The organism is Alteromonas nitratireducens (genome assembly GCF_040812025.1).
Taxonomy (GTDB): domain Bacteria; phylum Pseudomonadota; class Gammaproteobacteria; order Enterobacterales; family Alteromonadaceae; genus Alteromonas; species Alteromonas nitratireducens.
On the sequence record NZ_JBFNPK010000026.1, the window covers coordinates 1 to 11,410 of the forward strand.

An 11,410-nucleotide genomic window follows, 5' to 3' on the forward strand; every position below is an offset into this window, starting at 1 on the left:
CAGCGTTCAATCTGAGCCATGATCAAACTCTTCAATTAAATATATCGAAATATGAATTGTCGTTGTGACACTCTTAACGAGTGCCCACACAGATTGTCTTGTCTAAATTGTTAAAGAACATTTTGGCAATCGGACTTACCGATTGACATGCTTTTCAGCTTTTACTTGCTTTCGGTCTCTCCCGAAGCGGGATGCGCATTTTACATCAGGCAGTTGCCGTGTCAAGCATCTTTTTTATCTTTTTCTTAAAACAAGTCGACGCTTTGCGAATCCAGTTCTGATTTGCCTCAGCCCCTCAGAACGTGCGGCGCATTGTACGCATCCGAATTTTTGCGTCAACCTTAAAATGTAACTTTTTCATCTGTTCGCTCACTTATTGCACCATACGCACTATTTTCATACATTTAGTGCGCTTATACGACACCTCAGAAGTGATTTTCACAATTTATTGTTCATTTCGTTACAAGTCAGTAAACTGATTCCTGCCTCCTAATTTCTATCAATAACAACATAAAGGAAGGTTTATGAAAGTAGGCTTATTTCAGTGCGCCATTGTTAGCGCAGTACTTGCAGTCTTGGGTTATCTGGTTTTCTCTTCTATTAGCCTGAATGCATTCCCTCCCCTCTCTGTTTCGTTGTCCCTGCTGGTCAGCGGCATCGTCACTCCCCTGATCGCTTCACGATTAGGAAACGTCACAGCGCGTCAGACATCAGACCACGGGACTGATGACGGTGAAATCTCTACTTTATATGTCGGTAATCTGCCTTATCGTGCTAACGAGGACGCGGTGAAGTCATTTTTCAGTGACTATATTGCTGTTCAGTCTGTACGGCTGATGAAAGACAGAAAGACGGGTAAACGAAAAGGTTATGGTTTTGTCGAGGTTGTCACCAATGACGTCGACAAGCTGATTAACCGATTAAATGATACGGTGTTCCAGGACAGAACGCTTAAAGTCAGACCCGCAAAAGAAAAAGCGGAAGAGTAGTACCAAAAAACCTGAGGCTTATGCCTCAGGTTTTGTTTCTGGCTCAATATTTTGTCCGCTTGTTGCTGGCATCGCTTCCAACAGTCGATTGTTAAACATATGAAAGCGGTTAATTGCAGAGAGCAGATCCGGCACCTGAACGTCTTCCATCTCGTTGATAATGCCACTGATCATGGTGTTATAGTCATTGCCACTTTCCAGACGCTCACCAGCCGCATTCAGCGTATCCATCATCTTATTAAGGTACTGCGCCACCGGGCTTACCGCATTCCCATATTTATTGGCATCAGGACGATCATCGCTATAATGCTGAATACTCTCATAGGTCTGAACCACTTCAGCCTGCTGTGTTCTTGACAACTGCAGCGCATAACCTACCAGCTCTTTGTCATCAAATCCCAGCGATAGTGCATCTTCAAAGGCCGTGTCCAGGTCACCACCAAAAAAGGTGTCAGCCAGATCGCTGGCCTTGCCGACCAAATCTGCAATCGCTTTCAGTTCATCTTCATCCAGCTCTCCTTCCAGCGAGAAACTAATGCCATTCTTTTGGAAAAACTGATAAAGCACAGATTGCGATGCAGAGACCGCAGCACCCGAACTCCCTTCACCTTCGGTTGCAGGTGCAACCGGGCCGGCGGTGACACGCGTTTGCTGCGCGTAGTTGAATTGTTGAACACTTTCAAACCGTAAAGTGAGTTCATCACCATCACGCGTTCTGATTAACAACTCTCCCGAGCGTGAATCACTTGCTGATAACGCGATTTGTTCAGCCTGAAGAACCGGTTCGCTATCACCTGGCAGTAAGCGCTTTTCAAGATCGTCAATACCTTTGCCAATCAGGTCACGGCTACGAGATATGCCGTCTGCGATTTCGTCATTCATGAAGCCGCCAATGTCCTTTTCCGCCATGGCGATACCTTTGGCAACCCCTGACCGGGCCTGGGCAAACAGGCTCGACAATTTGGCTTCATCGGCACCGCTACGTGCTGCGCCCTCGATAACGCCACCGACAAATCGCATGACATTTTTCGCCACCTTTTCAAAATCAAACAGTGACGCTGGCTCGTCGCTTTCACGGGTGTCCTTGTCGAGTGATGTAGCGGACGGATTCTTTCCGTCAACATTCACGTTTTGCGACATGGCGCCACTGAAAATGCGAAGACTGATCGCGGTCTGGGATGCACTGACATTGACTGATGTCGCCTGTTTTTGTTCCATTTCCGCAGCCTGTTTCAATCCGTCTTCCTGAAGTTGTTTTTTGAGAGCATCATTCGGGTGCACAGACGCCTTCTGTTCACCAAGAAATGCCTTGATTTGACCCACGTTCATAATTTTACCCTCACTATCCTCATTGGTATTATCGGCAGCAGGCACAATTTGTTTAATTTTAATCCAGTTTTTTGTCGCTGTATGGGACCTAAAGTTGCAGCTTTGGAAAAAGGCTCTACAATTCGCGGGCTCAGTAGCAGGTATCAATGAAAGGCAAATTAAATGGCGATAGAACGTAGCATAACCTACCAACAGCAGTTGGATGAAAAGACCAGCAGGTTATCAGCCCTGCTTGCGCCATTTGATACCCCGGCGCTGAAAGTATACCCCTCAGCGCCGGAACATTATCGTATGCGCGCAGAGTTTCGTGTCTGGCACGATGGCGATGACCTCTATCACATCATGTTCGACCAACAGACCAAAGAGAAATATCGTGTTGATACGTTTCCTCCGGCCAGTCTGGGCATCAATCAAATGATGTCGGCGTTGATGTCGGCGTTGAAAACGAACCCCACAATGCGACGAAAACTGTTCCAGGTAGATTATCTCAATGCATTGTCCGGCGATATGGTGATCAGTCTGCTTTATCACCGCCAACTGGATGATGAGTGGCAGCGTGCTGCGGACGCTTTGAAAGATACGCTTTCGGAACACCACAATGTCAGCATTATTGGTCGTGCACGAAAGCAAAAAATTGTGATTGGTAACGACTACGTCATCGAGCGCTTGCCAGTATACGACAGGCACTATGTCTTTAAACATGTAGAGAACAGCTTCACCCAGCCGAATGCTGACGTAAACTGCAGGATGATTGAATGGACGCTTGATGTCAGTGCCGGGCTTACGGGTGATCTGCTGGAACTTTATTGTGGTGCAGGAAATTTCTCACTACCGCTGGCTGAGCGTTTTGACCGGGTTATCGGTACTGAAATTGCGAAGCCCTCTGTGAGCGCTGCGCAGTACAATATTCGGGAAAATAACCTGAATAATGTCAACATTGTCCGTTTATCTGCAGAAGAATTTACTGAAGCCCTGGTCAGCGGCAGAACATTCAGCCGTCTCAACAATATTGACTTGTCCGATTACAACTTCACAACTGTGCTGGTTGACCCTCCGCGGGCCGGACTGGATGAGGCGTCACTCAAAATGATTCAGCGCTATGACAATATTATTTATATTTCGTGTAATCCGGACACGCTGAGCGAGAACCTTACGATGTTATGTGAAACGCATGCCATTAGTGATGCCGCATTGTTCGACCAGTTTCCGTTTACCCACCACATCGAAGCCGGTGTCTGTCTGAAACGCAAGTAGCCTTGATATTAGCGTGTTGCTGCTAGTCCGGCACCGAATTGAATGTAACGGAGCTGCATCTTCACCCGGTCTGATACAACCTGGCGCTGTTTCGCATCCGCATCCAGCGCTTCAGCGCCCGCGCTGAATACCAACCTGACCATCGCATCGGCCTGAATGACTGCGACACTGTGCGTAATTTTCTGACGCTCCATCACATAGTCAGTCAGTTCTTCGACAAAATGCTGGATTTCCCGCAACACTGCCATCCGATATGCCGCAGACGTTCCGGTATGTTCCCGCAGTAACAACCGAAATACGTTCTTATTGGCAATAATGAATTCCATGAAGGTATCGACCGATGTATTAATCACACCGCCCCCGGATGCAATTCGGCGGCGTGCCTGTCGCATCAGCTGTCGTAATGCTAGTCCTGCCTCATCCACCAGCGTCAGGCCCAGTTCATCCATGTCCTTAAAGTGACGGTAGAAAGACGTTGGTGCAATACCCGCTTCGCGGCTCACTTCGCGCAGACTGATTGCCGACAAGCTGCGATTTTCATCAAGCAGGGTGAATGCCGCGCTGATGATCTTCTGTCGTGTTTTTAATTTTTGTTCCTGCCGGCTCACGGGGTGATCTCCTTACACTGTGCGCCGAGCATACAATATTCTTGTGACATGAATAAAGTCATGATGACTCTACGACGAATTGCTTAGTCGTTCAGCTTGCCTGAGTACACATAAAACGTTATCTTAGCGAACAGTTGTAAGCTGAGTTTTATTTGTATGAAAAAACCCCCTTTAATTCTTACCAACGTGCTGGTATTCGTTATCAGCGGACTGATTGCATTTGTTGGTGCACCGGCCTGGATAGCCCTGACTGGCACAGACGCGGTGGAAATTAGTTTTGCTGTATTTCTTTTCTTTTTCACAGGCATGTCGATTACCGCCGGGTATCACCGTCTCTGGTCACACAAGGCCTATGACGCGCACCCTGTCGTCAAAGTCATTCTTGCCGTAGGTGGCGCAATGGCAGTCCAGAACAGCATTTTGCACTGGGCGTCTGATCACCGGGTTCACCATCGCCATGTTGATGACATCGACAAAGACCCTTACTCGGCCAGACGCGGCCTGTGGTTTTCCCACATTGGCTGGATGCTGCGCGAGTATCAGTCGAATCGCTACAGCGATTACAGTAACTGCCGGGATCTCCAGAAAGACAAGGTCGTTATGTGGCAGCATAATCATTATCTGCCCATTGTGTTGCTGGCCAATTTTGGTATCACCGCGTTTGCCGGCTGGCTGAACGGCGATGTATGGGGCATGATCCTGATCGCTGGCGTCCTGCGCCTTGTCATGGTCCACCATGTCACATTCTTTATTAACTCATTGGCCCATTTCTGGGGTAAACAGCCTTTCACCGATACCAATACCGCCCGCGATAACGGGGTACTTGCATTACTGACATTCGGTGAGGGCTACCATAACTACCACCATATATTTGAATACGACTACCGTAACGGCATTAAGTGGTGGCAGTATGATCCCACAAAATGGCTGATTCGAGGTTTGTCTTTTGTCGGCCTGACCAAAAATCTGCGCCGTTGTCCGGAAGAGCGAATTGAAAAAGCCCGGGCTGCTATGCAGTTAAAGTATGCCAGTGCGAAAGTAAGGCATCTGCCTGATGCAGAAGAGATTCTTGGTAAAATTCAGGCAGAGTATGACCTCCTGATCCAAAAGATGTCGGAATATTATGCCGCCAAAAAACGCATTATGACGGTCAGACAAAAATGCCTGAAACGCAGTATCGAACGTCTTGAACTGGACTTTAAATACAAAGAGCTCAAACACGCGCTGGCTCTGCAGAAAGAAAAGTGGCTGCGACTTCAGTCATTGTCGCTCCAGCCCGCCTGATCCCATCACGCCCCGCACCGCGGGGCGTTTTATTTTTTGAGGCTGATTTTAATCTCTTTCATCCCTGCTACACTAAATAATTATATTCAACTCAACAAGTTAATCAGATTTCCGGTTAATACGGTTCAGGCAGCTTATGACAAAGAAAACCAAAACAACGAAAAGCAGTACGTCTTTTCAGTATGACGCGATCGTTATCGGTACCGGACCTGGCGGTGAAGGGGTTGCCATGCAACTGGCAAAATCGGGCAAACAGGTCGCTGTCATCGAGCGCTATGAAGCCGTCGGTGGCGGATGTACGCACTGGGGTACCATTCCCTCAAAGGCGTTACGTCACTCTGTCAGCCGCTTAATTGAATACAATAATTCGCCGCTGTTCGCCGACAGCCACGTCAGTCGCAACCTGACTTTTGCCGAGATGATGCGTCATGCCAGCGGGGTTATTCGTAAGCAGACGCGACTGCGCTCATCATTCTATGACCGCAACCGAGTCACTATGTACTACGGTGTGGCGAGTTTCGTAGACGCGCATACTATTCAGGTCGTTCGACCTGACGGTTCTAAGGATGTCATCACGGCCAGACAGATTGCACTGGCCACAGGATCGCGTCCGTATTGTCCTGAAGACATCGATTTCTCCCATCCGCGTATTTACAACTCAGACACTATTTTGTCGCTGGATCATGATCCCAAATCGATCATCATTTATGGTGCGGGGGTGATCGGTTCCGAGTATGCCAGTATCTTTCGCGGCATGGGCGTGAAGGTTGATCTGGTGAATATGCGTGATCGCCTGCTGTCTTTTCTGGATGCCGAGATCTCAGACGCACTCAGCTACCACCTCTGGAACAACGGCGTACTGATAAGGCACAACGAAACCTACACGTCGGTTGAAGGACATGACGACTGCGTGGTACTTAACCTGGAATCCGGAAAGCGCATGAAAGCCGATTGTCTGCTGTTTGCCAACGGCAGAACCGGTAACACCGACATGCTCGACCTGGGCAAAGTCGGCCTGAAGGCGGATAGCCGCGGGCAATTAAATGTTAACGAGAACTATCAGACTGAGGTAGAAAATATCTATGCGGTAGGAGATGTCATTGGCTATCCGAGTCTGGCTTCTGCAGCGTATAATCAGGGTCGGTTCGCCGCTCAGGCGATGCTGGATGGCCAGACGCATTCCGCACTTGTTCAGGACATTCCAACCGGTATTTATACGATTCCTGAAATCAGCTCTGTCGGTAAAACTGAGCAGGAACTCACTCAGGCCAAAGTGCCTTATGAGGTTGGACGGGCGCAATTTAAACATCTCGCCAGAGCACAAATTGCGTCCACCGAAGTGGGCAGCCTTAAAATTCTGTTTCACAGAGAAACCAAGGAAGTGCTGGGGATCCACTGTTTCGGAGAGCGTGCATCAGAGATCGTGCATATCGGTCAGGCTATCATGCAGCAGGAAAACGGTGGCAATACGATTGAATACTTCGTTAACACGACATTCAATTACCCCACGATGGCAGAAGCCTATCGGGTAGCAGCGATAAACGGGCTTAACCGGATTTTCTGAAGGGCATAAAAAAACCGGCGCTTGCCGGTTTTTTATTACTTGTCGCGCAGTGCGGCAAGTCGGTTCATTGCATTAAGCGCGTCTTTGTGCGCTACAATGTCAATCTGCATTCTCTTTGGATCGAATGTTAACGTTGCAATGGCATAGTCACCCTGACTATCGCTGGCAACATTAAGGATTTTATCTTGTGCATTACGGTAATGAACGTTTGCGCTGATCTTGTCAGCCATACATTCATCATTCATTTCGAATGAACTCGCATCCATGCAATCGAAAAGCTGATTTGAGCCAGATTCCGCATGCGCAATACCGAAAGAGGTCAGCATTGCCAGACCAAGTACTACTTTACGCATGATTTGCCTCCTTAAAAACACAGTGCGTCACTGTTGCTTTAACCTTACTTTAACAACGCACACAAGTCAATTCTGGATCACAGTAATATGACAGTAATATGACAAGAGTGAAATAATGGAAAAAAATGCTGAAAAGTTTACATCGCTGGAAGCAAGAATAAGGCAATGCCAGATCTGCAAGAGTGCACTGCCCTACCCGCCGAACCCTGTGTTTGCTGCGTCCCGGACCGCAAAGCTGGTTATCATCGGCCAGGCTCCGGGACTGCTGGCTCACAAGACTTCAACACCGTGGAATGACAAAAGTGGCGAGCGTTTGCGCAGTTGGTTAACTATGACAGACGCCTTGTTTTATGACAAGCAGCAGGTGGCGTTGATCCCCATGGGGTTTTGTTTCCCGGGTTACAGGAACAAAGCCGACGCGCCACCCCGCAAGGAGTGCGCACCAGCCTGGCATGCAGCGCTGTTAGCTCAGCTATCTCCGGCGCTGACTGTTCTGGTAGGAAGGTATGCCCAGCAATACTATCAACCAGAAAGCCATACCTTAACAGAGGCGGTACAACGTTGTGATTTCGCGCGGGATCCAGTGCTGGTGCTGCCCCATCCATCGGGACGAAACAACCTGTGGCTGGCTCGTCATACCTGGTTTTCGGATGAGGTGCTCCCTGCTTTACAGGCGCGTATACAGCGCCTGTTTCCGTCAGATTAGTCTTCGCGGCTGTTTAAAAACGTCATCAGTTCATCAAACGGCATCGGTCTGGCAAACAGGTAGCCTTGCGCCTCATCACAGCCAAGTTTAATCATATAACTGGCCTGCTCACGTTTTTCGACGCCTTCGGCAATGGTTTGTAAGCCGAGCTTGTTGCCCAGGGTAACAATTGTTTCGGCGAGCACCGCGCTCTTACCCGGCGTTATATCGCTGACAAAAGAGCGGTCTACTTTCAGTCTGTCGAGTGGCAGTTGCTGCAGGTAACTCATTGATGAGAACCCGGTGCCAAAGTCATCAATGGCAATCGCGACACCGTATTCTTTCAACGCCCGCAACGCATCAACCACAATTTGAGGTTCATCCATGACCACGCTTTCGGTTATTTCGAGCTCCAGTCGGCTGGGATCACAATCAAATGCCTTAAGCGCATCGATTACCCGCTGGACGAAGCGGCGATCACGAAACTGAGGAATCGAAATATTTACCGCAACGCGAAGGTGTCCATAACCACTGTCCTTCAGTTGTTTAATGCGCCGGCAGGACTCTTCAAGCACCCATTGGCCTATATCAACGATAAGGCCGGAATATTCAGCAAGGGGGACGAACTCTGCGGGAGAAATATAGCCGCCGTCTCCATCAGGCCAGCGCAGCAGGCCTTCCATACCCACCACTTTTTCGCTCACCAGATCTACCTGGGGCTGAAACCACAGCTGGAGTTTCCGATCGCCAAAATCGTTTCTCAGGCGACGAATCATATTCAGTCGCCAGGTAGTTTTGTCTTCGATGTCTTTGGCAAAATACTCAAAGTTGTCGGCAATATTCTTTTTCGCACGATTCAGCGCAATATTGGTCCGCTTAAGCAGTTCTATACCAATTTTCTTGGTTTTATCGAGGCGACAAAGACCAATAGTTACATTCACGGGCAGCGTATGATCGCCGACCTGGAATGACGACTGGAACATCTTATTAATGTTTTCAGGATTCACCTCGTCTTCAGCGCCAATCAGGCCAAACACATCGGCCCCGATCCTGCCTTTACGCACCCCTGAGGAGAAGTGATTTTCTATCCGGTGTCCGACAGCGCGCAGCAATTCGTTACCGGCTTCCTGACCCAGGCCATCATTAATGTCTGAGAAATGATTAATGTCGATTAGCGCGACACTCGCCTGTTCAGCCCCGTACATATGTGGTTTATCAAGCATATTGATAAACTCATTACGGTTTGGCAGGCGGGTCAGCCAGTCTCTGAATGCGGCATTACGTAACTCATGAAACAGATTTACGTTTTCGTAGCCAACCGAAATACTGGACAAAAAGACTTCAAGCAGACTCTTATCCAGCTCACTGACTTCCTTGATCATATTGATGTAAACCGCGGCTTCAAAGCCGGCTCTGTTGATATACAGCACCGACGAGTCGGTTTCAAAAATATGCCGTTTCTGCTTCAGGCAACGATTTACCTGCTCAATAATTTCATCGTTTTTGATGGCATCAATCGGATCATTGATATAGTCGGCAAAATCGCCGGCGGCCCCAAGTACATAGACGCCGTCATCATCACGATCCAGCACTGACCCCGCGCGCGCGCACAGCAGCCCTTCTGCATCAAGGCCAATCAGCGAACTAATTTGTGTTACTACCCCTTCACAGAAGCCTTTCACCGAATGCTCTTCGAACAGGTTGGCTGACGAGGCAATAATCTTTTCCAGTCCGTAGCGATTCTGATTGATGGTCACAATTTGCTGATAAGACCGGATAGACGCAATGACCGTGGTCAGCAGACGCCCCCGGGTCAGTTCAGTTTTGGTTTTATAGTCGTTGATGTCATAGTTCTTGATGACTTCTTCTTCCGGCGCGTAGCCTGGCTGACCGGTACGAAGAATAATGCGTGGTTCCTGAAGTGCCATGTCTTCGCGAATGTATCGTACAACATCGAAACCGGCATCGTCCGTTTCCATAACAACATCAAGAAGGATAATGGCTATCTGACTGCCATACTCATGCAGGATCTCTTTCGCCTGTGAGCCGGAATAGGCATGCAGAAAATTGAGCTGGCGGTCATTGATAATAAGGTCCGTCAGGGCAAGGCGGGTTACCGTATGTATCTCCTCATCATCATCGACAATGAGGATATTCCAGGACTTGTAGCTTCTGGGACTAATCTCTTTGAAATTGTCCTCATCCTGGAACACTAGTTCATCATTTTCGTAATCCGTTCCCGACATACTCCGATTTGCCCTCACTACCTGTTTCACTGACCGATACATTTCAGAAATTGCATTGTGAATACCACAGTGCAATAGTGTAAGCTCCATGTAGCCCTGTTGTACCAGCCCCACGGCGCTAAGTCTACTTGAATAGTGCACTTAACATGGTTGACAGAGGGGCTTTTATCAACTTACGCGTACTGCAGTTTTATGAAGATTACCCCTGGCTCACTGGCAAGTGAACTTAGCAGACTTAACTCGCCTCCGGAAAAACCCACTGAGGCGACAAAAAAAGACGACGCACAGGCCGCTTCGTCTTCACGTTCCGCCAGCAGTGCTAAAGACAGAATGGTATCACTCTTCGCGCGTGTCGGTATTTCGCCAACGCTGTCAGCCAGTGACAACGCATCGCGCCGCCAGGTGACTGAGCGACGACGTCAGATACGCGAGATGCAGAAAATAGCCAATCTGCAGGCCATCCTAAATATAGCAGTAAATGTCAGTGTGAGTGATACGCAGTCAGAAAATGTCGATCCCGACTGGTTTTTCGCATTTTGTTCGATGGCAGAAAACATCCATTCACCGGCCATGCAGGAATTGTGGGGCAAGATCTTCGCTGTAGAGGTCAGTCACCCCGGCAGCTTTTCCCGGCGCAGTCTGCAAACGCTGGAGTCACTGACACACAGGGATGCAACGCTGTTCAGCAAAGCGGTATCGCTGGCAAGTCGCAGAACCGGCGACACTGTCCCCAGGATCCTGGTCGGGTATCACGTAAGAAAAGGCCTGCTGACGATGTTAAGAAAGCCGGTTCCTGAGCAGCTAAGCATTGCCTCGTTCGGCCTGTCTTATCCTGACCTGCTGGCACTACAGGATATGAAGCTGCTGTATGCCAGTGAAATTGAAAGCGGTGAGTACCATCAGGGGCATCGAAGCCACTGGCGATGCGGGCAACAGAGCTTTACCCTGATATCACAGCGGGCTGGCGTTGCGCTGGTATATTATAAATTCACTCCCACCGGGGCAGAACTGTCGAGACTGGTGGGCAGACTCGACAACAGGGATTATCTTCAGGCCATCAAAGCGGTGCTCAATGGCCCGTTTCGTATCGAGGCCTGA

At 48.9% G+C, this 11,410-nt stretch carries 10 protein-coding genes; 6 read left to right on the forward strand and 4 right to left on the reverse strand.

Going from position 1 to position 11,410, the window contains the following annotated elements; genetic code table 11:
* Positions 1-524 precede the first annotated feature (524 nt).
* A complete protein-coding gene (locus tag AB1N33_RS15765; protein WP_411272525.1) occupies positions 525-989 on the forward strand; it encodes an RNA recognition motif domain-containing protein in 465 nt (154 codons plus the stop codon).
* Between the two features lie 18 nt (positions 990-1,007).
* Here the strand turns inward: AB1N33_RS15765 and AB1N33_RS15770 are convergent, their stop codons facing one another.
* Positions 1,008-2,318, reverse strand: a complete 1,311-nt coding sequence (locus tag AB1N33_RS15770; protein WP_411272526.1) for a DUF5610 domain-containing protein — start codon at positions 2,316-2,318, stop codon at positions 1,008-1,010.
* A 162-nt stretch (positions 2,319-2,480) separates the two neighbouring features.
* Between AB1N33_RS15770 and trmA the strand changes: the two genes are divergently transcribed.
* On the forward strand, positions 2,481-3,572 hold the full coding sequence (gene trmA, locus AB1N33_RS15775; protein ID WP_411272527.1) for a tRNA (uridine(54)-C5)-methyltransferase TrmA: 1,092 nt from the start codon (positions 2,481-2,483) through the stop codon (positions 3,570-3,572).
* 8 nt (positions 3,573-3,580) lie between these two features.
* Here the strand turns inward: trmA and fabR are convergent, their stop codons facing one another.
* A complete protein-coding gene (gene fabR, locus AB1N33_RS15780) occupies positions 3,581-4,180 on the reverse strand; it encodes an HTH-type transcriptional repressor FabR (RefSeq protein WP_411272528.1) in 600 nt (199 codons plus the stop codon).
* A gap of 156 nt (positions 4,181-4,336) precedes the next feature.
* On the opposite strand from fabR, the gene AB1N33_RS15785 reads away from it, so the two are divergent.
* Together AB1N33_RS15785 and sthA are read left to right on the forward strand one after the other, a co-directional pair.
* The gene (locus AB1N33_RS15785; RefSeq protein ID WP_411272529.1) at positions 4,337-5,464 is read left to right on the forward strand and encodes an acyl-CoA desaturase; all 1,128 of its coding nucleotides are present in this window, start codon (positions 4,337-4,339) and stop codon (positions 5,462-5,464) included.
* 136 nt (positions 5,465-5,600) lie between these two features.
* Positions 5,601-7,028 carry a Si-specific NAD(P)(+) transhydrogenase gene (gene sthA, locus AB1N33_RS15790; protein WP_411272530.1) on the forward strand — a complete coding sequence of 476 codons (1,428 nt, stop codon included), beginning with the start codon at positions 5,601-5,603 and terminating at the stop codon, positions 7,026-7,028.
* 35 nt (positions 7,029-7,063) lie between these two features.
* On the opposite strand, the gene AB1N33_RS15795 is transcribed toward sthA, so the two are convergent.
* A complete protein-coding gene (locus tag AB1N33_RS15795) occupies positions 7,064-7,381 on the reverse strand; it encodes a pyridine nucleotide transhydrogenase (RefSeq protein WP_411272531.1) in 318 nt (105 codons plus the stop codon).
* Between the two features lie 115 nt (positions 7,382-7,496).
* Between AB1N33_RS15795 and AB1N33_RS15800 the strand changes: the two genes are divergently transcribed.
* Positions 7,497-8,087, forward strand: coding sequence for a uracil-DNA glycosylase family protein (locus AB1N33_RS15800; RefSeq protein WP_411272532.1), 591 nt, complete (start codon positions 7,497-7,499; stop codon positions 8,085-8,087).
* Here AB1N33_RS15800 and AB1N33_RS15805 read toward each other — a convergent pair.
* Positions 8,084-10,312, reverse strand: coding sequence for a bifunctional diguanylate cyclase/phosphodiesterase (locus AB1N33_RS15805; protein ID WP_411272533.1), 2,229 nt, complete (start codon positions 10,310-10,312; stop codon positions 8,084-8,086). The two genes, AB1N33_RS15800 and AB1N33_RS15805, sit on opposite strands and share 4 nt — an antisense overlap.
* A 192-nt stretch (positions 10,313-10,504) precedes the next feature.
* Between AB1N33_RS15805 and AB1N33_RS15810 the strand changes: the two genes are divergently transcribed.
* Positions 10,505-11,410, forward strand: coding sequence for a TIGR03899 family protein (locus AB1N33_RS15810; protein ID WP_411272534.1), 906 nt, complete (start codon positions 10,505-10,507; stop codon positions 11,408-11,410).

Coding starts and splice junctions, on each gene's coding strand:
- AB1N33_RS15770 (WP_411272526.1), bottom strand. CDS start 2,318: ATGAACGTGGGTCAAATCAAGGCATTTCTTGGTGAACAGAAGGCGTCT.
- AB1N33_RS15800 (WP_411272532.1), top strand. CDS start 7,497: ATGGAAAAAAATGCTGAAAAGTTTACATCGCTGGAAGCAAGAATAAGG.
- AB1N33_RS15805 (WP_411272533.1), bottom strand. CDS start 10,312: ATGTCGGGAACGGATTACGAAAATGATGAACTAGTGTTCCAGGATGAG.
- AB1N33_RS15785 (WP_411272529.1), top strand. CDS start 4,337: ATGAAAAAACCCCCTTTAATTCTTACCAACGTGCTGGTATTCGTTATC.
- AB1N33_RS15795 (WP_411272531.1), bottom strand. CDS start 7,381: ATGCGTAAAGTAGTACTTGGTCTGGCAATGCTGACCTCTTTCGGTATT.
- trmA (WP_411272527.1), top strand. CDS start 2,481: ATGGCGATAGAACGTAGCATAACCTACCAACAGCAGTTGGATGAAAAG.
- AB1N33_RS15810 (WP_411272534.1), top strand. CDS start 10,505: ATGAAGATTACCCCTGGCTCACTGGCAAGTGAACTTAGCAGACTTAAC.
- sthA (WP_411272530.1), top strand. CDS start 5,601: ATGACAAAGAAAACCAAAACAACGAAAAGCAGTACGTCTTTTCAGTAT.
- AB1N33_RS15765 (WP_411272525.1), top strand. CDS start 525: ATGAAAGTAGGCTTATTTCAGTGCGCCATTGTTAGCGCAGTACTTGCA.